At 38.8% G+C, this 23,517-nt stretch carries 28 protein-coding genes and 1 riboswitch; of the genes, 18 read left to right on the forward strand and 10 right to left on the reverse strand.

What is annotated here, in order from left to right; genetic code table 11:
• Nucleotides 1–38 precede the first annotated feature (38 nt).
• A complete protein-coding gene (locus MK805_RS04115) occupies nucleotides 39–1,445 on the forward strand; it encodes an MATE family efflux transporter (protein ID WP_240873942.1) in 1,407 nt (468 codons plus the stop codon).
• Between the two features lie 109 nt (nucleotides 1,446–1,554).
• On the opposite strand, the gene MK805_RS04120 is transcribed toward MK805_RS04115, so the two are convergent.
• Nucleotides 1,555–1,992: a Dps family protein gene (locus tag MK805_RS04120; RefSeq protein ID WP_240873943.1), complete on the reverse strand. Its 438-nt coding sequence runs from the start codon at nucleotides 1,990–1,992 to the stop codon at nucleotides 1,555–1,557.
• Nucleotides 1,993–2,126: 134 nt separating this feature from the next.
• Between MK805_RS04120 and MK805_RS04125 the strand changes: the two genes are divergently transcribed.
• The 5 genes from MK805_RS04125 to MK805_RS04145 all read left to right on the forward strand — a co-directional run bounded on the left by MK805_RS04125 (nucleotide 2,127) and on the right by MK805_RS04145 (nucleotide 5,852).
• Nucleotides 2,127–2,924 carry a lipoate--protein ligase family protein gene (locus MK805_RS04125; RefSeq protein WP_240873944.1) on the forward strand — a complete coding sequence of 266 codons (798 nt, stop codon included), beginning with the start codon at nucleotides 2,127–2,129 and terminating at the stop codon, nucleotides 2,922–2,924.
• Between the two features lie 63 nt (nucleotides 2,925–2,987).
• Complete coding sequence (locus MK805_RS04130) at nucleotides 2,988–3,731, forward strand: metallophosphoesterase (protein ID WP_240873945.1); 744 nt, start codon at nucleotides 2,988–2,990, stop codon at nucleotides 3,729–3,731.
• A gap of 91 nt (nucleotides 3,732–3,822) precedes the next feature.
• Complete coding sequence (locus MK805_RS04135; RefSeq protein ID WP_240873946.1) at nucleotides 3,823–4,278, forward strand: hypothetical protein; 456 nt, start codon at nucleotides 3,823–3,825, stop codon at nucleotides 4,276–4,278.
• A gap of 90 nt (nucleotides 4,279–4,368) precedes the next feature.
• Entirely contained in the window at nucleotides 4,369–4,830 is a 462-nt protein-coding gene (gene mntR, locus MK805_RS04140) for a transcriptional regulator MntR (protein ID WP_240873949.1), read from the forward strand.
• A 65-nt stretch (nucleotides 4,831–4,895) separates the two neighbouring features.
• Nucleotides 4,896–5,852, forward strand: a complete 957-nt coding sequence (locus MK805_RS04145; protein WP_240873950.1) for a patatin-like phospholipase family protein — start codon at nucleotides 4,896–4,898, stop codon at nucleotides 5,850–5,852.
• Between the two features lie 53 nt (nucleotides 5,853–5,905).
• Here MK805_RS04145 and MK805_RS04150 read toward each other — a convergent pair whose 3' ends face one another.
• The 3 genes from MK805_RS04150 to MK805_RS04160 form a co-directional block, all read right to left on the reverse strand.
• Nucleotides 5,906–6,961 carry a coiled-coil domain-containing protein gene (locus MK805_RS04150; RefSeq protein WP_240873952.1) on the reverse strand — a complete coding sequence of 352 codons (1,056 nt, stop codon included), beginning with the start codon at nucleotides 6,959–6,961 and terminating at the stop codon, nucleotides 5,906–5,908.
• A 167-nt stretch (nucleotides 6,962–7,128) separates the two neighbouring features.
• The gene (locus tag MK805_RS04155; protein ID WP_240873953.1) at nucleotides 7,129–7,395 is read right to left on the reverse strand and encodes a hypothetical protein; all 267 of its coding nucleotides are present in this window, start codon (nucleotides 7,393–7,395) and stop codon (nucleotides 7,129–7,131) included.
• A 19-nt stretch (nucleotides 7,396–7,414) separates the two neighbouring features.
• Nucleotides 7,415–8,383: a DUF1385 domain-containing protein gene (locus tag MK805_RS04160; protein ID WP_240873954.1), complete on the reverse strand. Its 969-nt coding sequence runs from the start codon at nucleotides 8,381–8,383 to the stop codon at nucleotides 7,415–7,417.
• Nucleotides 8,384–8,502: 119 nt separating this feature from the next.
• Between MK805_RS04160 and aroQ the strand changes: the two genes are divergently transcribed.
• From aroQ to MK805_RS04210, 10 genes are all read left to right on the forward strand, one after another.
• Nucleotides 8,503–8,943 carry a type II 3-dehydroquinate dehydratase gene (gene aroQ, locus MK805_RS04165; protein WP_240873955.1) on the forward strand — a complete coding sequence of 147 codons (441 nt, stop codon included), beginning with the start codon at nucleotides 8,503–8,505 and terminating at the stop codon, nucleotides 8,941–8,943.
• A 2-nt stretch (nucleotides 8,944–8,945) separates the two neighbouring features.
• On the forward strand, nucleotides 8,946–10,016 hold the full coding sequence (locus MK805_RS04170; RefSeq protein ID WP_240873958.1) for a M24 family metallopeptidase: 1,071 nt from the start codon (nucleotides 8,946–8,948) through the stop codon (nucleotides 10,014–10,016).
• A 21-nt stretch (nucleotides 10,017–10,037) separates the two neighbouring features.
• Nucleotides 10,038–10,595, forward strand: a complete 558-nt coding sequence (efp, locus tag MK805_RS04175; RefSeq protein ID WP_240873959.1) for an elongation factor P — start codon at nucleotides 10,038–10,040, stop codon at nucleotides 10,593–10,595.
• A 201-nt stretch (nucleotides 10,596–10,796) separates the two neighbouring features.
• Nucleotides 10,797–11,624 (forward strand): HAD family hydrolase, encoded by an 828-nt coding sequence (locus tag MK805_RS04180; RefSeq protein WP_240873960.1) that lies wholly within the window; start codon nucleotides 10,797–10,799, stop codon nucleotides 11,622–11,624.
• A 50-nt stretch (nucleotides 11,625–11,674) separates the two neighbouring features.
• The gene (locus MK805_RS04185) at nucleotides 11,675–12,928 is read left to right on the forward strand and encodes a PTS ascorbate transporter subunit IIC (RefSeq protein ID WP_240873963.1); all 1,254 of its coding nucleotides are present in this window, start codon (nucleotides 11,675–11,677) and stop codon (nucleotides 12,926–12,928) included.
• Nucleotides 12,929–12,959: 31 nt separating this feature from the next.
• Nucleotides 12,960–14,279, forward strand: a complete 1,320-nt coding sequence (locus MK805_RS04190; RefSeq protein WP_240873964.1) for a glucose-6-phosphate isomerase — start codon at nucleotides 12,960–12,962, stop codon at nucleotides 14,277–14,279.
• Between the two features lie 84 nt (nucleotides 14,280–14,363).
• Nucleotides 14,364–14,473: riboswitch (TPP riboswitch) on the forward strand.
• A 59-nt stretch (nucleotides 14,474–14,532) separates the two neighbouring features.
• Entirely contained in the window at nucleotides 14,533–15,522 is a 990-nt protein-coding gene (locus MK805_RS04195) for an ABC transporter substrate-binding protein (protein WP_255724462.1), read from the forward strand.
• A 1-nt stretch (nucleotide 15,523) separates the two neighbouring features.
• Nucleotides 15,524–15,820: a thiamine-binding protein gene (locus MK805_RS04200; protein ID WP_240873968.1), complete on the forward strand. Its 297-nt coding sequence runs from the start codon at nucleotides 15,524–15,526 to the stop codon at nucleotides 15,818–15,820.
• Nucleotides 15,807–16,562 carry an ABC transporter permease gene (locus MK805_RS04205; RefSeq protein ID WP_240873969.1) on the forward strand — a complete coding sequence of 252 codons (756 nt, stop codon included), beginning with the start codon at nucleotides 15,807–15,809 and terminating at the stop codon, nucleotides 16,560–16,562. Before MK805_RS04200 ends, MK805_RS04205 begins: the two co-directional genes overlap by 14 nt.
• Nucleotides 16,559–17,284, forward strand: coding sequence for an ABC transporter ATP-binding protein (locus MK805_RS04210; RefSeq protein WP_240873971.1), 726 nt, complete (start codon nucleotides 16,559–16,561; stop codon nucleotides 17,282–17,284). The genes MK805_RS04205 and MK805_RS04210 overlap by 4 nt, the downstream gene beginning before the upstream one ends.
• Before the next feature lie 115 nt (nucleotides 17,285–17,399).
• Here MK805_RS04210 and MK805_RS04215 read toward each other — a convergent pair whose 3' ends face one another.
• Nucleotides 17,400–18,002 carry a DUF2238 domain-containing protein gene (locus tag MK805_RS04215; protein ID WP_240873972.1) on the reverse strand — a complete coding sequence of 201 codons (603 nt, stop codon included), beginning with the start codon at nucleotides 18,000–18,002 and terminating at the stop codon, nucleotides 17,400–17,402.
• A 97-nt stretch (nucleotides 18,003–18,099) separates the two neighbouring features.
• On the opposite strand from MK805_RS04215, the gene MK805_RS04220 reads away from it, so the two are divergent.
• On the forward strand, nucleotides 18,100–18,570 hold the full coding sequence (locus MK805_RS04220) for a GNAT family N-acetyltransferase (protein WP_240873973.1): 471 nt from the start codon (nucleotides 18,100–18,102) through the stop codon (nucleotides 18,568–18,570).
• Nucleotide 18,571: 1 nt separating this feature from the next.
• Here MK805_RS04220 and MK805_RS04225 read toward each other — a convergent pair whose 3' ends face one another.
• From MK805_RS04225 to MK805_RS04240, 4 genes are read right to left on the reverse strand one after another with little or no spacing between them, the layout of a single operon-like run.
• Nucleotides 18,572–19,027 (reverse strand): DUF441 domain-containing protein, encoded by a 456-nt coding sequence (locus MK805_RS04225; protein ID WP_255724463.1) that lies wholly within the window; start codon nucleotides 19,025–19,027, stop codon nucleotides 18,572–18,574.
• Between the two features lie 57 nt (nucleotides 19,028–19,084).
• Nucleotides 19,085–19,795: a 2-phosphosulfolactate phosphatase gene (locus MK805_RS04230; protein WP_240873974.1), complete on the reverse strand. Its 711-nt coding sequence runs from the start codon at nucleotides 19,793–19,795 to the stop codon at nucleotides 19,085–19,087.
• Nucleotides 19,792–20,562 carry a phosphosulfolactate synthase gene (comA, locus tag MK805_RS04235; protein WP_240873975.1) on the reverse strand — a complete coding sequence of 257 codons (771 nt, stop codon included), beginning with the start codon at nucleotides 20,560–20,562 and terminating at the stop codon, nucleotides 19,792–19,794. Before comA ends, MK805_RS04230 begins: the two co-directional genes overlap by 4 nt.
• Nucleotides 20,563–20,602: 40 nt before the next feature.
• Nucleotides 20,603–21,853: an MFS transporter gene (locus MK805_RS04240; RefSeq protein WP_240873977.1), complete on the reverse strand. Its 1,251-nt coding sequence runs from the start codon at nucleotides 21,851–21,853 to the stop codon at nucleotides 20,603–20,605.
• A gap of 122 nt (nucleotides 21,854–21,975) precedes the next feature.
• Between MK805_RS04240 and MK805_RS04245 the strand changes: the two genes are divergently transcribed.
• Entirely contained in the window at nucleotides 21,976–22,371 is a 396-nt protein-coding gene (locus tag MK805_RS04245; protein WP_240873979.1) for a CD1247 N-terminal domain-containing protein, read from the forward strand.
• A 441-nt stretch (nucleotides 22,372–22,812) separates the two neighbouring features.
• On the opposite strand, the gene MK805_RS04250 is transcribed toward MK805_RS04245, so the two are convergent.
• Nucleotides 22,813–23,322 carry a hypothetical protein gene (locus MK805_RS04250; protein WP_240873980.1) on the reverse strand — a complete coding sequence of 170 codons (510 nt, stop codon included), beginning with the start codon at nucleotides 23,320–23,322 and terminating at the stop codon, nucleotides 22,813–22,815.
• Between the last annotated feature and the right edge of the window lie 195 nt (nucleotides 23,323–23,517).

Below are 23,517 nucleotides of genomic sequence, written 5' to 3' on the forward strand. Positions count from 1 at the left end.
AGAGAAAACACTTACTTCGTGGAGCGACAATGTTTTGGTTGGGCATTTTCCAGTCCGTATGGACTTACCGAGTAAAGAAGCTAACGGTGTATCCCATCCTCCAAACTGCCAAATGGGGCAGTGTGGACAGCTTTTCACAGCTAGCATATAGCATGGTCAACATGCTTTTGCTGTCACACCTGGGTATTGCGGCGATTTCTGCTGTATCAGCAGTACTGATTGTACAGCTTTTTTGCTACGTTTTCGACGGTGCCATCAATGAAGTAGCTCGTTCGTTGATCGGACAGTCAACCAGTGAGAAGAAAAAAGAGCTCCCAGAAAGTCTGGAGAAGCAGAAAAAGCTGGTTGACAGCTGTGATCAAGAAACGCTGCTCGTCCAAACGGTAAGTATCAACGTTGTGGTGCTCACTGTGATCCTTGGGATTTTGGTGGGTGGACTGGCTGTTGCTTTCCCAGTGCAAATTCTGCAATTTTCTGGTACAGAGAAGGCAGTAGCGGTTTATGGTGCTGCCTACTTCCAGATTGTTGGGGGATGCTTCGGATTGACCTTTCTCGTATCGGCCATGAAGTCCATTTTCCAAGGAACCAAGCAAATGGGAATCAGTGCTACCAGTGGTGTGATGGGGAACATCACCCATGTAGTGGCTGGGTCTCTCGGGGTATATCTTCTAGGATTTGGTCTTGAAGGTGTCGCTTGGGCAACGATTTTGGGGCGCATGGTAGAAATCGTTTTCTTGTTGTACAAGCTCCGTAAGGGAGTATTTGCAAGAAAATTGGAGTTCGCTGGGTCGATTTGGGAAGTCCAGAAGTACCTCCTCAAAAAGGCATTTCCGAAGATGGAAAATATGCTGATCTACCGTGTGAGCATGGGGGTTTTCTGGCATATTCTCCAGGGATATGGAGAAGTGACACTGCCAGCCAAGCGCATTTCTGATACGATCAGTGATATTGCCTTCGCCTTTCTTGCAGGACTAGGAGCGGCCACAAATTACCATGTTTCCAAATCTTATGGGAACGGTGACTTCTCCTTGATCAAGCGGTACACATGGAGTACGATCAAGTTTGTCGCGGGTGTTGTTGTCGTGGTGGGGACTATCCTTATTCTCACGGGAGAGAGAATCGCATCATTCTTTTTCTCCAACAATACCCAAGTAGTGGAACTGACAGGGACATGGATCATCGTTCAGATGTTCAACGAACTGGTTTCACTTCCGACTATGATCGTATCGGAATCATTGAATGGCGTACAGGCGACCAAAATCTTTCGAAAGAGTGGCCGCTGGTCCAACTTTGCGTTCCTGGCTTCTCTTTGGATCGCACACTTGCTGGGTGCAAGTCTCCTTACTGTCATGATCTTGGATTCAGGGTTCTGGTTCATGCAGATGGCCATTCTCACTCGATACTTTTACTCTGGTGGATGGGAGTTGCCCAAAAAAACCAAGTAGAGTACAGACCCGCAGTCTGTACAAATGGTTGTCTCGTCCACACAAAGACCCCCAGAGCAAGTGATTCGCTCTGGGGGCAGTTATTTTTTATGGGCAATTGGAGCAAATGTTATCCAAGATATGCTCCTAACATCCAGTTATGTTTTTCAATTTTGGTAAGTACACCAGTTAAAATATCGGCAGTTGGATAATCTTTTGCTTCTTCAGCTGCATGAATTGCTTCGCGCAGCTCGCTGGTTAATTGTTGAAAGTCACTTACCAATTGGTGCACCATTTGATCAGTTGATTCATTTCCACTTGCCTCTTTCAAACTCGCTTTTGCTAAAATATCTTGAAAAGTAGCAGCCGGTTTTCCGCCAATTGCCAGGAGGCGTTCTGCTAGTTCATCGATAATTACATCTGCTTCTCGGTATAACTCTTCGAATTTTGCATGTAATTCAAAAAAAGTACTTCCTTTTACATACCAATGATAGTTGTGAAATTTGGTATAGAGTAGGCTCCAATTTGCTACTTGTTTATTTATTGCGTCCTGTACGGATTGGTTCATCTGATCTATCTCCTTTTTACATACGGATATACTAGCTATACCCACAATGATTTCTTCTGATTCTTGATCTATTGGTACAGGAATAGTATTTTTTGATATACTCTGATCAATGAATTAAAGGAGAATTGGTAATAATGCTTTGGAGATATATCCCTTATGAGACAAAAGACCCTTATTGGAATATGGCGATCGATGAAGCAATCCTGATTGCGCATCGAGAAAATCGAGTTCCTCCCACCTTACGTTTTTATGGATGGAGCCCTGCGACTTTGAGTATTGGATATTTTCAACGATCCTATCGACAGATCGATCATGACAATATAAAAAAATGTAACTTAGGTTTTGTTCGCAGAATAACAGGTGGCAGGGCTGTATTTCATGATCGCGAATTAACTTATAGTGTTATACTTTCTGAAAAGAACGAACTTGTTTCTTCCTCTGTTCAAGAAACATATCGAAAATTAAACCAAGCTTTTACAGCAGGATTAGAAAATTTAAAGTTAAGTCTAACTACAGAAACACCAAATTATTTAGAAAACAATACATCAGCGGCATGTTTTGATGCTCCAGGTTCCGGGGAATTTTTAATTGAAGGACGAAAAGCGATTGGGAGTGCACAAACTAGGCAGCAAGGAGTTTTATTACAACACGGAAGCATCTTACTCGATTTTGATTGGGAGACATTCGATAAAATTTTTTTATTTCCAAATGAAGAAAGTAAAGCACAGCTAAAAAGTAGAATGGGTACTTTATCTCAACTTTTGAAAAGAGATGTGAATTTAGATGAAACCATTCGTGCTATTTACTATGGTTTTGAAGAAGGATTAGGAATTACTTTTCAAAAAGATAATCTTACAGCATATGAATATGACCTAGCAAAAAAACTCGTAGCGGAAAAGTACCGCACGGAGGCTTGGAACTTTAAGAGATAACGGATAAACGGAATCATACAATTATTATGACATTCCTATTATAATGGGGAAACTTAGAAAGGATTGGAAAAACGAGTGGCTATTTATGCAATAAGTGATCTTCACCTTTCTTTTAATAAATCTGTAGATATCGATCGAATAAATCCAGAAAATGATATTACAAAACCTATGGAGCTTTTTGGGTGGGAAAAACATTATGATCGTATCCGAGATAATTGGAGAAAGCTGATAAAGGATACAGATACGGTTTTGATTCCAGGGGACATTAGCTGGGCATTGAAGCTGGAGACAGCAATGAATGATTTGCAATGGATCGAGCAGTTGCCAGGTCGCAAGGTTCTCTCTCCTGGAAATCATGAGTATTATTATCACAGCAAAAATAAAATCAGAAAAGTTCTCCCTTCCAATATGGAGTGGATAGATGCAGATTATACAGTGGTGGAAGGTAAAGTTGTCTGTGCAACAAGAGGTTGGACACTGCCAACTGATCGAAACTTTAATGAAACAGAGGATCGAAAAATTTATGATCGTCAAATCGGTCGTTTGCGTCTGTCGCTAGAAACAGCAGTTGCCAAACAGTCTGGAAAAGATATCATTGTAATGCTTCACTATCCTCCTCTTAATAAAACTGGAGGTAATTCTGGATTTTGGGAATTAATGAAACAATACAACGTAAAATATTGTATTTATGGTCATCTTCATGGAAAAGCAATTCATGAGGCAGTAGAAGGCTATATTGATGGAATCCAGTTGAAATTAGTTTCTTGTGACGCCTTGCAATTTTGTCCGATAGCGATTATGGAGTAAAGAAACACTACCCTTCTTTTTGAACAATCCCAATCAATTCCCACTATTTCGCATAAAGTAAAGGTATTAGAAGAAGGGTAGGGGAGTTTCGATGGCTTGTACAAATACGAATATTCTTGCTAATGGTGGATTCCGCCAAGGTTTAGCCCCATGGACAGGAATCAATATAAAACGTGTCGCCAATCCTGTATATAAAGGTGATGCATCCGTTTTACTTCAAAACGGTAGCGTGTTGAAACAGAAACAACCTATCACCATTCAAAAAGGTTGCGCGTATTATTTTTATTTTCGTTTGCTTAATGCAACAACTGGCGGTAGGACAGCAAATTTATTTGCGACTGTAGTGTATCTAGATAGAAATGGAAAAATTCTACGATCCACACCTCTGCAAATATTACTCCCAAAGGCAAGTAAACTAGCCTTTAAACCTTATTTTGATATTGTTCCTCCACCGCCTTCTGCTACTAGAAGTGTTGCTGTTTCTTTCTCTGGGGTAAAAGGGAAGATATTTGTAGATTATATCCGGCTTGCAGCTCATACTGTATAGTGCGATTATTTTGTCTTACGATGGAACCCTTAATTGTGTTAAAATAATAAGTACTATTTATAAAAAGAAGTTTCAGGGGGTATTGCTTACATGCCAACGCCTAGCATGGAGGATTATCTGGAAAATATTTACAAATTAATTGATCAAAAAGGTTATGCTCGTGTTTCCGATATCGCAGAAGCGTTGGAAGTGCATCCCTCATCGGTTACCAAAATGGTACAAAAGTTAGATCAAAACCAGTATTTGGTTTACGAAAAATATAGAGGTTTAATGCTTACAGCAAAAGGGAAAAAAATGGGTAAGCGATTGGTACATCGGCATGAACTATTAGAGCAATTCCTTCGTATGATCGGAGTAAAAGAAGAATTCGTCTATGAAGACGTTGAAGGTATAGAACATCATCTCAGTTGGAATTCCATTACTTGCATTGAGAATTTAATGGAGATAATCGAAAAGAATAACACAATAAAAGAGCAACTACAAATGGCACCTAAAACTGAGGATTATGAGGATTTGGAAGACCTTAAATCTCAGGAGAAAATCATCCCCTAGACAATTCACATTCTAGGGGATTTTTTTCTACATATATTTGTTATAAACATAGGAGGTGTGAAAGCATGTGGGCAGATGCCGTTTTTGAAGGTGGGGGAGTAAAAGGAATTGGTTTGGTCGGTGCCTTATGTGTAGCAGAAGAAAAGGGATATAAATGGAAACGAGTCGCAGGAACATCTGCTGGATCTATACTAGCAGCACTTTTGGCAGCTGGTTACTCTGGACAAGAATTATATGAAATTATGATCAATAAAAATTTTGCTGATTTTTTGGCACCTACTTGGTATGACTATATTCCCTTTCTTGGCCCTAGTGCAAGACTTTGGTTTAAAAAAGGGCTTCATCCAACAAATCGATTGGAAAAATGGCTTGAACAATTATTAGCGCAAAAAGGTGTATGCACTTTTAAAGATTTTGAAAAAAAAGAGACGAGACTTCATATCATCGTTTCCGATATTACTTTAGAAAATCTTCTTGTCTTTCCTCAAGATTTAGCAGTATATGGTCATGATCCTTCTCATTTTTCTGTTGCTAAAGCAGTTAGCATGAGTTGTAGTATCCCTTTTTTCTTCGAACCAGCTCGATTAGAAAATAAAGAAATTAATAAAACTTGTTATTTAGTAGATGGAGCTGTTTTAAGTAATTATCCCATTTGGTTGTTTGACTCCGATAATCCTGAGTGGCCGACATTTGGCTTTCGTTTGACTTCCGATGATCCTCCAACGGGACATAACATCGATAGTCCGCTCTCTATGTTTAAAGCACTATTAGAGACAATGATGGATGCCCATGATAATCGCTATATTCGAGAACAGGATCAAGTTAGAACCATTACTGTACCTGCCCTAGATGTAAAATTAACTGACTTTTCAATAGATATGAAAAAGCGGGAGGCGTTGTTTCAATCTGGCGTTAAAGCAGCGGAAAACTTCTTTACGAAATTCACCTTTTCTGGATATTTGGAAATGCGGAGCAAAGCAGACTTGGCTGATGACTCTAGGAGAAGACGCTTTACAGGGTAGTGAGAAAAAAGTCTGAGTTCAAAAATAAGAACTTAGACTTTTTATAATTAAATTTATTTATTGTTATTTTTTTCAGGCAGTAGAGCAGCAAATTTATCAAATGCTTTGGACTCATTCGAACTAGCGACCATTTGAATTCCCATTTCCTGAATTCGTTTATAAGCTTCATCAAGTTTTGCTTGTAATATATTATTAGCGTTTAGGGATGTTTCTAATTGGGCTTTTAAGTTATCTCTTTCGGCTTCTAGAATGCGTTTATCAGCTTCTACTTCTTTTTTCATCGCTGCCTCACGGATTGCAAGTACTCTTTTGATTTCTGCACTCGCTTTTGCATCTGCTTCTGTTTTTACTTCTTGAAGTTTCGCTGGGAATGCTTCTACTTCTGCTTCTAATTTGTCTACTTTTTGTTCGCGCTTTTCTACTTCTGTTTGGCGTTCATCCAATGATTTTTTATATTCAGCGAGTTCTGCGTTTTTGTTTTCTAATTCTTGTTGGAATTCTTTTCTTTTAACAGCAAGCTCATCTGCTAATTTATCGTTTTCGATTTTTTGACGTCTTGCAAAGTCATAGGTAAACTCTTCATTTTCGCGCTTTTGCTTTTGGGCTAATTCTTTAGCTTGCTCTTTTAGTAATTGTTGATGTTCTTCTGTTTTTGTTTTAATGAGAGTTTCGATTTCAGCTAGTTTATTTTCTGCTGCTTCTCGAGCATCAATTAACTCATTTTCTTGAGCTAATTTTAATTCCTGATGAGCATCTACTAGGGCAGCTAATGTATTAGCTTGTTTTTCGATTCCAAATAAATCTTTAAGTTCTGTCTCTTTTAGAGCGATTGCATCCTTGATGGTTTGCAGATTTTTGGATTCTGTTGCGATATCTTCGCCGATTTTTCCTAGTACTTGATTGATGGATTTATTGAGATCAATAATTTTGTCTTCCATGCTTACTTCTACAAGGGTATCAGCTTTTTTTATCGTTTCCACTGCTTTTTTTTGTGTTGTTTCTTGTTCTGCTTTTAATTTTCCTTTTTCGAGATCAGAAATTCGTTTTTCTGCTTGGCGGAGTGCTCCAAGAATAGTTGCTTTTGTATCTTTCTCTGTGATTTTACCCATGATGTCGCTCCCTACTAAAATGGAATCATATGTACGCCTTTTTAATATAGTACAAACATTCGTAAAAGTCAATTTGTGGATTACCAAATTGTTGATTGTTTTGTTACAAATTATTAAAACTCCTATGAAGTAGAGGATCAGCTCTAATTTCATAGGAGTTTTATGATTTAACTGCTTTTTTTCTTCCCATCAATCACACGAAACGGGTACTTTTTACGCTTTTTTCCCTTTGTCGCTAATTTTGGTTTCCTACCCGGTGTAGAAAGCTTATAGAGCCATTTTGGTGGAAATTTATAGAGATAAATAACTGCTGCTACAAATGCTAAAAATACAAGGGTTGGGACAGTATTTTGAATCAGCTCAGCCACTAAAGCAATACCGATAAACGAAAATATTAGCCAGGTAACCAGTTTATTTGAGGTTTCCTTTTTCATGGATTTCGCATCCTTTCGCTTAGGTTTGGACAGATTCAGTAACCGTACTAGAGAGTTGTTTTTTTTCTACATATGCTTCATCTAATTCACGCATGCGCTTAAAAGCAGCAATTGCAACTTCTACTTGATCATCATCAGGTTCACGTGTGGTTAGTTTTTGTAACCAGAGACCAGGATAACCTAAATATTGCAAAACAGGGATGTTGCGCGCAGAATTGGTTAATTTTAACACTTCAAAAGATAAACCGATAACAAGTGGTAAAAGGAGTAATCTCGTTAATACTCGGTCCCATACGGAATCATAAGTGAAGAAGGAATACACGATCACTCCAACGATAACAGTGAAAATCATAAAACTACTTCCACAGCGATAATGTAAGGTAGAATATTTTTGAACATTTCGTACAGTTAATTCTTCTGAATTTTCATAGGCACTAATCACTTTGTGTTCTGCTCCATGATACTGAAAAACTCGTTTCATGATGGGGGTTCTTGATATTGCCCATAAGTAACTGAGCAGTAGTATGGTTTTAATGCCGCCTTCAATCAGGTTTTGCAGAATCATACTTTTGACATAGGGATCGAAGATCCAACTAGCAAGTGCAGCTGGTAATAAGGTAAAAATAACTTTCCCAGCGATCAAGGAAAGTACACCGATGATTGCTACACCAATCATCATTTCCATTTTTCCTGTCTTTTTTGTTTCTGCTTTTTCAATCGTAGTTCCTTCTTCATCTTGTTCATACATTTCAGTGGCATATTGGAGATGCTTGGCACCGCTTGCACTAGCTTCTATTAACGAGACAATTCCTCTAATCAAAGGGATGCGTTTCAACATATTAACCCATGGTATATGTTTCTTTTCTAATTCTAATGTTTCTATCTCACCGTTTTTTCTTCTAACTGCAGTTACTTGTGTATTTCGTCCTCCGAACATGACTCCTTCAATGACGGCCTGTCCACCATACGGGACAATTTTATCAGGCATAGATACACCACCTTAAAATGAACATCCTCATTAATTTCTCCTATTGTACCATATTTACCTAGATTAATAGAGGTGGTGGCAATATGATAAGATATGGAAGAGACGAAGGAGGAAAATCAATGCCACGCATTTTGGTTTTACATGGTCCTAATTTGAACACATTAGGAAAGAGAGAGCCTGAACATTATGGGTCAGAGACATTGGAAGATGTCAATAAGCGTTTAGTGGAAAAAGGTCGAAAATGGGGTTGTCAAGTAGATACCTTCCAATCTAACATAGAGGGAGAGCTGATCAACCAAATTCATTCATCTGTCGATACATATGATGCTATTATTATAAATCCTGGTGCTTATACGCATTATAGTTATGCAATCTTTGATGCGATTGGGGCAATTTCTGTCCCAGTGATTGAAGTACACATATCTAACATCCACACTCGAGAACCATTCCGCCATACTTCTGTTATAGCTCCAGCTTGCAAAGGTCAGATCGTAGGGTTTGGAACCAAAAGTTATGATTTAGCTTTGTTAGCAGTTCGAGAGTGGCTAGAAGGAGAATGAAGATGAATCAGCGAGTTGTTCGATTACAAGATGTAATGAGGCAGAAAGGAATAGAAGCTCTACTCCTCACAAACCGACGCAATTGTTATTATATAAGTAATTTTACCGGATCATCTGGTGTGATACTTCTGACAAAGGATGATGCTTATCTACTTACGGATTTTCGCTATTTGTCACAAGTGAAAGAACAATCACCTGATTTTACTGTCGTTGAACATCTAGGGAATCAAATGTATCCAAAAGTAGCTGAAACCTGTAAGAGTTTAGGTGTTTCTTCTCTTCATTTTGAACCAGAATATCTTTCCTATGCAGAGTATCAAGAACTTAGTACAGCTCTTGGGCAGATTGCTTTAGAACCTTTAGGAAGTGTAATGGAACAGATTCGAGGCCAAAAAGAAGACAAGGAATTATCATGTATTCAAAAGGCAATACACATCGCAGAAGATTCTTTTCGTCAATTGCTGACAGAACTGAGACCTGGAATGACGGAAAAACAGGTTGCTCTTCGATTGGAATGGCTAATGCGTGAACGTGGTGCAAGCGGGGTATCTTTTGATATGATAGTAGCTTCTGGAATCCGTTCCGCTCTGCCGCATGGGGTAGCTTCTGATAAATCAATAGAGAAGGGCGATCTGGTAACATTTGATTTTGGATGTTATTATCAGGGATATGTTTCTGATATTACACGTACTATTGCAATCGGTCATTGTTCGAACGAACAGCGAGTAATTTATGAGATAGTCCTCGCTGCGAATGAGAAGGCAATCGAAGGGATTGTACCAGGAATACAAGCAAGGGACGCAGATGCGATTGCACGTGATTTTATTGAGCAAGCTGGTTATGCAGATTGTTTTGGTCATGGAACTGGTCATGGTATCGGACTGGATATTCATGAGTTTCCGCGACTTGGAATGACAAGCGAAGATATTCTTCTTCCAGGGATGGTTGTCACAGTTGAACCAGGTATTTATTTAAAAGATCGATTCGGTGTGCGTATTGAAGATGATATTTTGATTACTCCAGAAGGAAACAAAGTATTAACGAGTTTACCAAAAGAATTAATTATTTTGTAAATGAAAAGGTGAATGGGCAATATGATTAGTGTAAACGATTTTAAAACGGGTCTCACGATTGAAATTGACAACGATGTATGGTCTGTAATTGAATTTCAGCATGTAAAACCAGGAAAAGGAGCAGCGTTTGTACGCTCTAAACTGCGTAATTTACGGAGTGGAAACATCCAAGAAAAAACTTTTCGTGCTGGCGAAAAAGTGCAAAAGGCTTTAGTTGAAACTCGTCGGATGCAGTATTTGTATGAAAGTGGCGGCGAGTATACATTTATGGATAATCAAACTTATGATCAAATTAGTCTTCCAGAAGAACGTTTGGAGTACGAACTTAACTTTTTACAAGAAAATATGGAAGTCCAAATTGTTTCTTACAAAGGAGAAACAATTGGGGTTCAACTGCCAAATACAGTAGAACTTGAAGTAGTAGAAACAGATCCTGGTATCCGTGGTGATACCGCAACTGGTGGAAGTAAACCAGCAAAATTATCGACAGGGTTCACTGTACAAGTTCCTTTGTTTGTGAACGTTGGAGATCGTCTCATTGTGGATACTCGAAGCGGAGCCTATGTCTCAAGAGCATAAGTGAAAATTTTTATATTTGGAAGATCACGTGCAAGCGTGATCTTTTTTTTGGATAAAAAATCGAAATACAAAGAGTTTGTTATAAATTTTACAAAAAATTATTTATTTATTTAATAAAAAAATACGAATGATATGGTATGATCTTATTCAATAGTTCGGGATTCTTTTTTAGTTTCTATCACAACTAGAAAGAGTGATCACATGATTCGTTTATTTGTAAGCGATTTAGATGGAACCTTATTAACGGATGAGAAGACGGTGAGTAGGACTGATCAAGTAGCACTGCAAAAATTAAAAGATGCTGGAATAGAAATTTGTCTAGCAACGGGAAGAAATAGAACAGAAATAGAGCAAGTGATGCAACATTTAAAACTTCCTTACTATCAAGTCACTCAAAATGGAGCCGAAGTTTATGGAGAAAATGGACAACTGTTGCACTCAAGCCAATTTCAGCCTCAAACAGCTTTGGTACTATTTCAACTGATCCAATCTTTTGGAATATTTGTCCCAATTATAATAGATGCATTTTTAGGAAATAATCTCTCGGATTTGAAACGAGTTATTCCATTCGAACAAAAATCTCATTTTTCATATGAAGATGATGATGTATTTAAACATGTTTCTGGATTGGACAACAAAATAGGCGTAGAGATTATGCCCATTAAATTTTCCTGTTTTGGAGATGTTAGGCTGCTTCGTTTATTGGAAGCCGAAGTTCATAAACAACTTCCAAATCAATTGAATAGTTTTTTGGTGGATAAAGATTGCCTCGATTTTATGCCTCTTTATGTCCATAAGGGTGCAGGATTACAGCTGATACTTGATCATCTTGGCTTGTCAAAAGATGAGGTAGTTTGTATAGGTGATTCGGAAAATGATATATCCATGTTTGATTTGATATCAAACAGTTTCGCAATGGAGACAGCTAGTTCTCATGTTCAATCCAAAGCATCAAAAACCGCAAGTTCGGTGGCAGATGCAGTGGAATGGACTATTTCATATAGCGGGAAAAATATGATTCAATTATAGAGTTTTATATTTTGAAACGGATTGCGTAGGATCTTAAAGGAGTATACAGCATGATAAAAACAATAATAGATACGATTGGAAACCCTTCTATTTTGATTGGAGTATTTGCGCTTGTTGGGTTATCCTTGCAAAGAAAGTCTCTTTCAGAGATTGTCTCTGGTACATTAAAAACAATTATGGGATTTATCATGATAGGAGCTGGAGCTAATGTTATTGTTGGCTCCCTTGATATCTTTGGGAAAATGTTTCATATGGCTTTTCATATTACGGGTGTAATTCCTAGTAATGAGGCAGTAGTATCGATGGCACAAAAATCATTTGGAGTGCATATGGCCCTCATTATGGTTTTGGGAATGATCATAAACATCATACTTGCCCGTTTTACAAAATTAAAATATATTTTTCTCAGTGGTCAGCATTCTCTCTTTATGGCATGTGTGTTAAGTCTTGTACTCACTACTAGTGGATGGAAAGGAATTCCCCTCATTGTAATCGGTTCCATCATAATGGGCGTATGGATGGTTCTTTCCCCTGCATTACTGCAATCTACTGTGAGAAAAATTACAAAATCAGATGATTTTGCTATTGGACATTTTGGATCGATTGGTTTTCTTATTGCTGCATTCATTGGGAAATTTCTTGGAAATCGCAAAAAAACAACAGAAGATATTTCCGTACCAAAACACCTTGGATTTTTGAGCGATAGTTCTGTTGCTGTTTCTTTGACTATGACCGTTTTGTTTATTACGATTGCTTTGTTTGCTGGTCCAGGAATGGTAGAAAAGCAATTATCAAATGGAACAAATTTCCTTGTTTTTTCCGTCATCCAAGCGATAACATTTGCAGTCGGCGTTTACGTTGTGATGGCAGGAGTAAATTTACTTATATCCGAAATTGTCCCTGCATTTAAAGGGATTGCTGAAAAAATCGTTCCAAAAGCAAAGCCGGCATTAGATTGCCCTACTCTTTTTCCATATGCGCCCAATGCCGTAATAATTGGGTTTATTATGAGTTTTTTAGCAGGGATAGTCAGCATGTTTCTCTTTCCTCTGTTAGGACTAGCAATGATTGTACCAGGTTTAGTGCCACACTTTTTTTCGGGTGCGACCGCAGCAATTTTTGGAAATGCGACTGGTGGTCGAAGAGGTGCTATATTAGGTTCTTTCGCCAATGGTTTGTGCATTAGCTTTATACCAGCATTATTAATACCATTTCTGGGTAATTTAATTTCAAATACCACCACTTTTGGTGATACTGATTATGGTGTGATTGGTATTATTTTAGGTTATGTTATGATGAAATAGGCTTTTAGATTTCTATTATGGAGGGTTTTGGATGAGTTCCATTCGTTTTGATTATGGGCATGCGCTTTCCTTTATGGAAGAAAAAGAACTGAGTCAATTAGCAGCTGAAGCAGAGTTAGCAGAAAGAAAATTACAGGGTGAAATAAAAGAAGCCGCTGGAGCAGACTTTCTTGGCTGGGTGAAATGGCCAGAGACATATGACAAAGAAGAGTATAGTCGTTTAAAAGAAGCAGCAAAACGAATTCGGGAAAACTCAGATGTTTTACTTGTGATAGGTATTGGTGGTTCCTATCTTGGAGCTCGTGCTGGAATTGAGATGCTGCACCATCGTTTTTACAACCAACTATCAAAAGATGTTCGCAAAGGTCCGGAAGTCTATTTTCTCGGTCATCATTTAAGCAGTGATTATGTACAAGATCTATATTCTTTGCTGGATGGAAAAGATGTTAGTATCAATGTTATTTCCAAGTCAGGAACAACTACAGAACCAGCAGTAGCATTTCGAATTCTTCGGGAATATATGGAGAAACGTTATGGAAAAGAAGAAGCAAGCAAACGAATCTATGCAACCACAGACCGAGCAAGAGGGGCATTAAAAACCTTGGCAAATGATGAAGGATATGAGACATTTACGATCGATGATGATATTGGTGGACGTTACTCGGTTCTCACACCAGTAGGTTTGCTTCCATTAGCTGTTTCTGGATTGGATACCGATGCAATGCTAGCAGGTGCTGCCCAAGCGATGAATGAATATGCAACAGCAGATTGGAGTAAAAATAGCTGTTACCAATATGCGATTGCTAGACAAGTGTTATATCGCAAAGGTTATACAACTGAATTATTCGTTACATACCAGCCTGCTTTGGCTTATTTTGCTGAATGGTGGAAGCAATTGTTTGGGGAGAGTGAAGGGAAAAACCAAAAGGGAGTATTTCCTGCATCTGTTCAATTTACAACAGACCTTCATTCTATGGGGCAATACATCCAACAAGGTTTGCGTAACCTATACGAGACCGTACTGTTTGTGGATAAATCTGAGCACCAGATCACGATTCCAAGAGATGATCAAGACTTGGATGGGCTAAATTATTTAGCAGGAAAACCGATGGATTTTGTCAATGAAAAAGCGTTTGAAGGAACACTGCTTGCTCATACCGAAGGCGGCGTTCCAAATCTCGTTGTTCGAGTCCCAGAACTGTCCAGCTATATATTTGGTCAATTGGTCTATTTCTTTGAGAAAGCATGCGGGATTAGCAGTTATTTGCAAGGAGTAAATCCGTTTGATCAACCAGGAGTAGAAGCATATAAACAGCACATGTTTGCTTTACTTGGTAAACCAAAGAAATAATCGATGTGGAAACCTCTATCCCAAATAGAGGTTTCTTTTTATAGACAATTACATCATAAAAATATATAATCCATTTGAAAACGGAATATAAACCAGGGGTGCTGGAGAATGGCCGGCTGAGATAGTACACTGATGTACTGACCCTTTCACCTGATCCGGATAATGCCGGCGTAGGAAGGATATTTTTTTGTGCGCAATTTTGGCCATCCTTGATCAGGATGGTTTTTTATTTTGCTCAAGGAGGATATCTACATTGCATTGGAAAAAACTATTTATTTTTGGATTTATTGCAGTTTTATGTTTGGGATTAGCAGCTTGTTCATCTGAAAAAACAACAGCAAAAGATGTGACGATTGTATTGGACTGGACTCCAAATACTAACCATACCGGCTTATATGTTGCTCAGGTGAAAAACTATTTTAAAGAAGCTGGATTAAATGTACACATTATTCAACCGGGGAAATCGACAGCAGAACAACTGGTGGCCTCTGGAAAAGCAGATTTTGGCGTTAGTTACCAAGAAGGGGTAACGCAGGCAAGGGTTGCAGGTGTACCTATCGTCTCTATCGCAGCAGTGCTGCAGCACAATACTTCTGGGTTTGCTTCGCTTTCTACTTCTGGGATCAAAAGTCCAAAAGATTTTGAAGGGAAGACATATGGCGGGTTTGGTTCGCCGGTAGAGAAAGCGATGATCCAATCTTTGATGGAAAAAGATCGAGCGGATGTGAACAAAGTAAAAATTACAAACGTTGGTTCTATTGATTTCTTTACAGCTCTTAAACAAGGAATCGACTTTTACTGGATTTATTATGGATGGCAAGGGATCGAGGCAGAGCAAAAGGGAGTCAAGCTTAATATGATTTATCTAGCAGATCAAAACAAAGATCTCGATTACTATACCCCTGTCTTGATCACTTCAGAAGCAAAAATAAAACAGGATTCAGGGGTGGTAAAAGCATTTATGCAGGCAGTCAGTAAAGGATATCAATTTGCGATTACGCATCCAGACGAAGCAGCAGATATTTTAGTAAAACAAAATCCTGCTTTAGACAGTAAACTTGTTCATGAAAGTCAAAAATGGCTTAGTCCTCGATATCAAGCAGATGCTCCTGCTTGGGGAGTACAAAAAGAGTCAGTATGGAGTGGATATGCCAACTGGATGAAAAAACATCACTTATTAGAAGGAAATTTTGATCCGAAAAAAGCATACACCAATGAATTCATTCCACAAGGAGGCAACTAAGATGAACACCTTGCTGAGCATTCAGATACTGCCACAAGATAAAAATCGCTCCATCTCTATCTCGCTTATTGAAGAGGCGATTGGCATCATTGAGGCTTCGGGACTGCGTTATCGTGTAGGAGCATTGGAGACTACTGTGGAGGGGGATTGGGAGGACTTATTAAACTTGATTACCGCGATGAACCAAAGGGTTTTAGAATTGGGCGCTTCACAGACGATGTTTCAAATTAAAATCTTACACAAACCTGAAGGCATAACCATATCTGCTCTGACACATAAATACGATGATGAAACGTAGAATACTCCCTCTTGTACTTTCGATTGTTGTGCTTTTGTTTATATGGGAAATCATCTCCATCATTGGTGATTTTCCTGTTTGGCAATTGCCCAGCCCTTATGTAGTAGGATTAGAGCTCTGGCGATCTTGGACAAGCAGTGAGTACCTCTTGCATGTAAGAGCGACATTTATCATTGCATGTTTCGGCTTTATTCTTAGTATTTTGGTAGGAGTTGGGGTGGCTGTATGGCTCTATTTTTCTACATTCTTAACAAGAATCGTCACTCCGTTTCTGCTTTTTAGTCAAAATGTACCGATCATTGTGTTAGCACCATTGTTAGTGGTTTGGTTTGGTTTTGGCATAGAGGCTAAGTTACTAGTCGTCATTTTAGTTTGTTTTTTCCCGATCACGATTGCATTAGTAGATGGATTTGAACAAGTTGATCGTAACTTACTGAGATATTTGGAAATGTCAGGAGCTACAAAGTGGGAAAAATTTCGACACTTAGCTTTTCCGTCTGCGGTTCCAGTCCTTTTTTCCAGTTGTAAATTATCTGCGACGTATAGCGTAATGGGAGCAGTTGTGGCGGAATGGCTGGGAACCGAGCGCGGTCTTGGAATGATCATGACACAAGCAGCGAATTCATTTCGGACAGACCGTGTCTTTGTGTCGATCATTACCATAGTCGTATTGAGTGGATGTTTTTTCTTTTTGATCAGCTTAGTAGAACAGTGGTGGAAGCACAAGAGGAAATTAATATGAGTGATTTAACAGTAAACAATATTTCCTTTCATTATCCGGAACAAGAAGTTTTATTAAAAAATGTTTCTTTTGAAGTATCATCAGGGACTTCGGTCAGTATTTTAGGGCCTTCTGGCAGTGGAAAGAGTACATTGTTTTATTTGTTAGCTGGCCTCTATTCACCTACAGCCGGAGGGATGAAACTGGGAAAACATGAACTGAAAAATAGTGGAATGGTAGGATACATGCCGCAGGACAGTTCCTTGTTTCCCTGGAAGACTGTGAAAGAAAACATACTTCTTGGGCATAAACTAGCGAGAAAGAAACATGCTTTTTCTCTCGATCATTGGTTAGAACGGGCTGGATTGGTCCAAGTAGCCGATAGTTTTCCTCATCAGTTATCAGGTGGTATGAAGCAGCGAGTTTCCTTTTTACGGGCCTTAGCTAGCGGACACAACGTTATTTGTTTAGATGAACCATTTGCTTCTTTGGATGCATTAACCCGTACCAAAATGCAAAAATGGTTAGCTAGCCTGATGGCTGATGATCAAACGTTTTTGTTGATTACCCATCAAATTGAGGAAACCGTCTTGCTCTCTGATCGGATTCTCCTGTTTATGAATGGTTTACAAGGAAGACCAAAAGAGATCATCAACCCTTTCCCTCGACCTGTTCGCTTTGAAGTGCGAAAAACTTCTGCATTTTGGGAGTTTGTCCAAGAGATTGAGATACAGCTTGAATAGCAGACTTATGTTTTGAAGGTTTCTTGCAGAGAACTATTTCTTTTTGAAGACTAACGGGGAGTAATTTTCCACGTAAATAATGAATCTCCAATAAATGATAAAGAGCATGAATTCATCATGCTCTTTGCTTTTTTATAAACACATAGAGTAGGAAAAACATAGAAGCGACGATCGATCCCACTAAAGCAATTTGCATATCGTGTTGAGCATCCCATAGATCACCTTGTAAACCTAGAAATAGAGCACCTTCTTTCGGTGCGACGAAGGATACCACCCAAACCTCCATCAGTTCATACATACTGCTTGCAGCAAGCAGGCTTATATTTGCAAAAATGATTGCAGATAAACGGCTGATTGGATGAAAAAATCGTATGATTTGATAGATAGGTAAAAGAAAACAAAGCCCAAAGGAAAAATGTACAACTCGGTCATAATAAGCGCGTTTGAAAGAAAGCCATTTGTCTAGTGGAGTATGATAAGAGTAGTGTGCGCCAATCGTATGAAGGATGAGAAAGAAAGTAATAAAGGTGTAACTACTGAGAGATAAAGGTATTTTGTTATAAAATGAATATAGAAAAAGGATAAATAAAAAAGGAAGGATGTTTTCTATCGCCCAATTTAATCGATTTACAGGGGAAATAGCGAGATATAACCAAATAAACAAAAAAGTAACAAATAAAAAAACTACCCAATTATCTTTGGATGTATTTTTTGTCATGTGAATACCTCCAATGGAGTGTATTCCTATCGTATGCTTATTTGTTAGAAAAAGGGTAGTTAGAAGCGGATATATGAAAAAAATAGAGGGGAAATTCATGCTTATTCGAACAGTAGAATCTAATGATTACAATCCTGTGATCTCTGTCATAAATGATTGGTGGGATGGACGTCATATGGCAGATATGTTACCCAAGTTATTTTTTGATCATTTTCAAGATACAAGTTTTGTCGTGGTAGAAAACGGAGAATTAATTGGCTTTTTGATCGGAATTCTATCTCAGTCTCGAAAACGGGAAGCTTATATTCATTTTGTTGGAATACATCCAAACTATCGAAAAAAAGGATTGGGTCGGCAATTGTATGATCTATTTTTCCAAACTGTGAAGAAAAAAGGTGTGGATACGGTTCGCTGCGTAACTTCTCCTGTTAATCAAAATTCAATCGCCTACCACACAAAACTAGGTTTCACGATGGAAAAGGGAAGTATTGTCATAGATAACATGGAAGTACATAAAGATTATGATGGTGAAGGACAAGATCGAATCCTACTAGTGAAAAATATATAATTCACTTAGCAAAATATTGGAAAACTTTAAGCAAAAAAGCGGTGATCCCTGCTGCCATCAGCGGACCAACAGGGATTCCACGCAAAAATACAATACCAACAATGGAACCTACCACTAATCCGATCACCAGTTGAGGATCTAACTTCAGTAAGTCCAAGCCTTTTCCATTCATATAAGTTGCCAGAAGTCCACCGATTAAAGCAAACAAACCGGGAAGAGTAGTAAAAATTTCTCCGATATCTTTTATGGTAACTTTGCCAGATGCAAAAGGGACCAATACGGCGATTGTTAGAAACAGCAAGCCAAACTCCAGACCCCTTCTTTCCACACCAGGGAAAAATCGCTCCAAATGAATCAGCTTTAAAATGAGCAAAAAACTTGCTGCTGTTGCGATAATAGGAGAACGTCCAATTAGGCCTGTTACAATGAGCAATACAAGTACTAGGTCTGAGTTCATAATAAAATGCCCCTGTTCCATAAGTTATGTTATCAACTTATGTACAAGCACGGTAACTTATGATTTTAGGGAAATAACTCCTTGATGGACCATGGGAACAACATCATAGATATCAAACTGCAAACAATCCTCCACATCCGTCCATTTGTCCAAGTGTTTGAGACGCCTTGAGGATTTGCTCTGTTTTAATACAGCAAAATCGTTTCGCTTTATCTCTAGAAAACTAGCTGCTAATAAAAGTCCAGCATCATCAAGCGAAACATCATATTGTTGGGAAAGAATGGAGGCGAGATAACCGGCAGCTGCACTGTCCTCTAGTGAAAATTCTCCTCTCGTACCGGAACAAAAGATCACGATATCTTTTTGAAAACTGGCAGCTTTTTTGGCACATGCAGAACTATTGACAAAAGCTCCGATCAGTAAATGGTCAGCTGGTTTGGAAAGTACAATTGCTTGGGTACCATTGCGAGTTCGAAAGGCGATAGATTTATTGCGAATATAGTTATTCCGATATTCATAAGGTGAGTTTCCAAGGTCAAATGACTCCGGTTTTAAACCATTATCTTCACCAGCGATAATTTTGTCAGTGCCTTTGAAAGCAAGCGCCTCTTCTATTTTTCTCACGGGGATAATTTCTTTTGCTCCATGCGCTATAGCAGTAGTAATGCTGGTAGTTGCACGGAGAATGTCTAAAACAATCACCGTTTTTCCTTGAAGAAGCTCTGTGTAGTCTCGTTCTTCTGGATAAAAGATAATCGATAGTTTCATGTGTAATCCCGCCATAATGTTAGTGTGTCTGCCCGTAAACCTTGGCGCAGTGCCTCGACAGATAATGCATCTGCAGGTGCGATATTACCTAAGTTTACATTGCAACCTGCTAGTTCCATTAGAGTAACTTGCTGTCCTTTTTTAGGAGTTTCCCAGATGCATTTGTTGTTATCGATCATTTGCAGTACTTGTTTGACGTAAGAAGTATCTACCTCACCTTGTTTGTTATATATGCCGATGTTTTCTCCTGTTTCCCGTCCCTCTACAATGACATAAGATGCACCTGCGTCAAGGTCTTTGGAAAATTGGTGCACAAGAGATGACAACTCAGTTGTACTGCCTGCTTGCTTTTTTCCTATTTCGGTAATAACATGAAATTGTTCTTTGATTGCAGACTGGATGAGGGATTGGCGTTCTGATTGGTCATAATCTACTATTCCACTAGAAATTTCCACCCATTCAAAGCCGAGTACCTTTAGCCACTGAAGATAAGCATTGTTTTTTTTCTCTAAGTAAGCTACTTCAAAGAATGTACCACCTGGGTAAAGGTGAACACCGTATTCTTTTGCCATCGCAAGTTTTTGTCTAGTCACTTCTTCTGGTGTAATGGCCAATGTTCCAAAACCTAATTTGATAAAATCAATATGATTCGCGGCTAGTGAAAGTAAGTCTTTAAAAGCCCCAATACCAAGCCCTTTATCCATCACCATCGTTATTCCATTTGCCCTCGGTTTAAATGAACGATCTGGATTTCCCCAACTCCTCATATTTAACCTCCCCTTTTTCTACATTTTACCTTATTCTTTCTTATGAAGGATGTAATTGTTTTTTAACTACCAAAATACGAGAACGGTCTTCTTTTCCATGAATTCGTTGTGGACGATGGATAAGAAAAAAACTGAGTAAAAGTGCTAAACCAATAAATGCTGCTGTTCCAAAGTAAAGAAGGAAAGGACGATCTGCCAGCGCTCCAAATATAGGAGGACCCAAAGCAACACCAAAAAAGCGGACACTGCTGTACAAAGAGGTGATAATTCCTCTTTCTTTCAAACGAATAGCAGAAGTGATCATCATGTTCAAACATGGTAGGACAAGACCTGCCCCGATTCCAACTAATGCAAACAAGGCTACCAAGAAATATGGGTTTTTTACCCATGGAACCACAATCAACGGAAGACAGAGAAAAAACAAACCAAATAATATCATTTGTTTCATTTTACCTATTTGATCTTTGATATGGCGTCCTGTGACGAAAGATGTAATACAAAGAGCTAAAAGCGGAACAGCGAGTACTAATCCCTTTTTTATGCCAGTTAAGCCATAAGAATTTTCCAATGCATCCGATAAAGCAAATAAAGCACCGAACATAGTAAACATGGTTATAGCGCCAACATAAAAAGCCACACCCAACCATCTTCCATGCTGCTGGAAGTTGGTTTTCACTTGATGGAGATACGTTTTTAAAGATGTAGTATCGTCTACGGCTTGTTCCTTTACAAGCCAGATAAGGGCAAGTGCAGTGGGAATACATAAGACGGGAAATACAAAAAACATCGCATACCAACTAATAAGGGCAATGACAGATCCTAAAATGGGACTTAACACCTTACCCATTCCATTTGCTGCTTCGATTGTGCCTAAAGCTTTACTTCTCTCCGCTTTGTCAAAAACATCACTGGTGAGCACCATTGCGATGGGGGCTGTTCCTGCTGCGCCTATCCCTTGGACAACTCTTGTCCACAGCAGCAAGCTAAAACCAGCGTTCGTAATCGCAACTATTCCAGATAAGACACCACCTAAACCATATAAAATCAAACTAAAAATAATCACTTTTTTTCGACCAATTCGATCCGCTAAAAATCCAGCGATGGGAATCATACAGGCAGCAGGAAAAGAAAATAAAGTAATTAAAAGTCCAACCTTTGAAGAACTTATTTCATACACACCTTGAATACTAGAAAAGACAGGAATAAGCATCGAATTACCTAGAACCATAATGATGGGAATACTACAAAGTGTAAGTAAGGTTCCCCAGCCAGCTTTCTTTGTCGTTGTCATAGACGTGCACCTCTTAGACCATTCGTTTATTCTATTTTTTGGATAAAGTCATTTTATATGCATCATAAATCTGTATTTGGCGAAACTATTCCTATCCAATAAACGAAAAGGGATGGTAAGCCATGTATGATCGTCTTCGTAGAGAAATATCTTATGTGGAAGGGCTGCTAGAAGGATCAACAACAGGTAACAACCCAGATGCTAAAGCTCTTATCAGACTAATTGGTGTAGTGGACGAATTAGTAGAAGCAACCCAAAAACTAGATACTCGTCAAGCGGAGTTAGAAGAATATGCGGAAGCAATTGATGAGGATTTAAATGACTTGGAACTTTTATTTTATGACGATGAAGATGATGATAATTATTTGATTACATGCCCGGAATGTGGAGAAGACGTAGCAGTTGATTTAGATGATTTGGAAGACGATGAAATTGACTTGCTCTGTCCAAACTGCCATACTACATTGACGATTGAAGATGCAAGTGATGCTGAAGAAATAGAGAAACTAGAAGTGTAACACTTTTGCGAGCACTGCTTATCAATTCGAATTTGAGCAGAAATTCATATCTCAGACAGTGTTACGTGAACAATTCCATTTATTATGGGCTAACGGGATTCTTCCAAAGATTAAGGAATAATTTCGTGGTAATTTTGGACATTTGTTGAAGTGCGAATCTCTTATCGAAATAACATCTCTTATATACTACTCTTTTGCATAGTAAAAAGACTTGAGGAAAGATAACTCAAGTCTTTTTTATATCGTTTTTTTGTTTCATCATATACCAATAACTTGCTATAAATTAAGATTAAGAATAATGGAGTTCACAGAATGTAAATAGAATAATTTTGGTTATTAGTGGGGGGACTCATTTGATCATTAGCAAATGAGTCCCTACAACAGCAGAACATCCCTCCTTAGAGTGGACTTCGTTTTGGATGCTGATAAGAGGCCAGTCCGTTAGGACTCGTAGTAGGTTGCTCCATAGCCGAAGGCGCTTCGGGTGATGGGACCTTGAATGTGGTAGTTGGCGGTCCTGTAGTCTCCGGCCGTAACGGGAGGCAGGTCACCCTCCATATGGAACAACCGAAGCACCCCATCTTCTTCGATCGTCAAACCGTTACGGATGGGATTGTATGCCCCGTACTCCATAAGCCATAGATCTTCGTCCCTGCGACCCAGAACCAGTTGGTCTTCGCCCTGTCCCTCGATTTGGAAACGGTGCAGTTTCGGCTCGTTGATGGACATGCCGGTGATGAAGTCGACAGTGAGTTTCAGACCTGCGACGGTCAGTTCCTTTGCACGTACCGCACTCGGTTCCCACCCGGTGGACGGGAGGTTCATGAGGAGGGATACCTTCTCTGCGGTGATCCATCCCCTGTTGTACTTGATCTCGACCGTTCCGCCGGGGCGGCTGACGTGCTCGAAGTTCACACCGACGAGGTCCACGACGGGGAGGTTTTCGGACATGACTTCAGTCCTTCCCAGAGGAGTTGCTGTTGTTAGAACTACATTTGTAAGTATACAGAATTATTTTATAAATAAAAAGGTAAAAAATACAATTTATAAATTTTTTTACATATAGAAACTATTATGGGAATCGTAAAAAGCATAAGTATAAGGGGTTCTTTTATGGTAATAAATCAAGCAGATTATAAAAGGAAA

Origin of the sequence: Shimazuella soli (assembly GCF_022511585.1) — a bacterium.
Taxonomy (GTDB): Bacteria; Bacillota; Bacilli; order Thermoactinomycetales; family Thermoactinomycetaceae; genus Shimazuella; species Shimazuella soli.

Bases quoted from the DNA above. Each gene is read 5' to 3' on its own strand.
- MK805_RS04120 (WP_240873943.1), bottom strand. From the start codon at position 1,992: ATGAACCAATCCGTACAGGACGCAATAAATAAACAAGTAGCAAATTGG.
- MK805_RS04125 (WP_240873944.1), top strand. From the start codon at position 2,127: ATGCTTTGGAGATATATCCCTTATGAGACAAAAGACCCTTATTGGAAT.
- MK805_RS04135 (WP_240873946.1), top strand. From the start codon at position 3,823: ATGGCTTGTACAAATACGAATATTCTTGCTAATGGTGGATTCCGCCAA.
- mntR (WP_240873949.1), top strand. From the start codon at position 4,369: ATGCCAACGCCTAGCATGGAGGATTATCTGGAAAATATTTACAAATTA.
- MK805_RS04145 (WP_240873950.1), top strand. From the start codon at position 4,896: ATGTGGGCAGATGCCGTTTTTGAAGGTGGGGGAGTAAAAGGAATTGGT.
- MK805_RS04150 (WP_240873952.1), bottom strand. From the start codon at position 6,961: ATGGGTAAAATCACAGAGAAAGATACAAAAGCAACTATTCTTGGAGCA.
- MK805_RS04155 (WP_240873953.1), bottom strand. From the start codon at position 7,395: ATGAAAAAGGAAACCTCAAATAAACTGGTTACCTGGCTAATATTTTCG.
- MK805_RS04160 (WP_240873954.1), bottom strand. From the start codon at position 8,383: ATGCCTGATAAAATTGTCCCGTATGGTGGACAGGCCGTCATTGAAGGA.
- aroQ (WP_240873955.1), top strand. From the start codon at position 8,503: ATGCCACGCATTTTGGTTTTACATGGTCCTAATTTGAACACATTAGGA.
- MK805_RS04170 (WP_240873958.1), top strand. From the start codon at position 8,946: ATGAATCAGCGAGTTGTTCGATTACAAGATGTAATGAGGCAGAAAGGA.
- efp (WP_240873959.1), top strand. From the start codon at position 10,038: ATGATTAGTGTAAACGATTTTAAAACGGGTCTCACGATTGAAATTGAC.
- MK805_RS04180 (WP_240873960.1), top strand. From the start codon at position 10,797: ATGATTCGTTTATTTGTAAGCGATTTAGATGGAACCTTATTAACGGAT.
- MK805_RS04185 (WP_240873963.1), top strand. From the start codon at position 11,675: ATGATAAAAACAATAATAGATACGATTGGAAACCCTTCTATTTTGATT.
- MK805_RS04190 (WP_240873964.1), top strand. From the start codon at position 12,960: ATGAGTTCCATTCGTTTTGATTATGGGCATGCGCTTTCCTTTATGGAA.
- MK805_RS04200 (WP_240873968.1), top strand. From the start codon at position 15,524: ATGAACACCTTGCTGAGCATTCAGATACTGCCACAAGATAAAAATCGC.
- MK805_RS04205 (WP_240873969.1), top strand. From the start codon at position 15,807: ATGATGAAACGTAGAATACTCCCTCTTGTACTTTCGATTGTTGTGCTT.
- MK805_RS04210 (WP_240873971.1), top strand. From the start codon at position 16,559: ATGAGTGATTTAACAGTAAACAATATTTCCTTTCATTATCCGGAACAA.
- MK805_RS04215 (WP_240873972.1), bottom strand. From the start codon at position 18,002: ATGACAAAAAATACATCCAAAGATAATTGGGTAGTTTTTTTATTTGTT.
- MK805_RS04220 (WP_240873973.1), top strand. From the start codon at position 18,100: ATGCTTATTCGAACAGTAGAATCTAATGATTACAATCCTGTGATCTCT.
- MK805_RS04225 (WP_255724463.1), bottom strand. From the start codon at position 19,027: ATGAACTCAGACCTAGTACTTGTATTGCTCATTGTAACAGGCCTAATT.
- MK805_RS04230 (WP_240873974.1), bottom strand. From the start codon at position 19,795: ATGAAACTATCGATTATCTTTTATCCAGAAGAACGAGACTACACAGAG.
- comA (WP_240873975.1), bottom strand. From the start codon at position 20,562: ATGAGGAGTTGGGGAAATCCAGATCGTTCATTTAAACCGAGGGCAAAT.
- MK805_RS04240 (WP_240873977.1), bottom strand. From the start codon at position 21,853: ATGACAACGACAAAGAAAGCTGGCTGGGGAACCTTACTTACACTTTGT.
- MK805_RS04245 (WP_240873979.1), top strand. From the start codon at position 21,976: ATGTATGATCGTCTTCGTAGAGAAATATCTTATGTGGAAGGGCTGCTA.
- MK805_RS04250 (WP_240873980.1), bottom strand. From the start codon at position 23,322: ATGTCCGAAAACCTCCCCGTCGTGGACCTCGTCGGTGTGAACTTCGAG.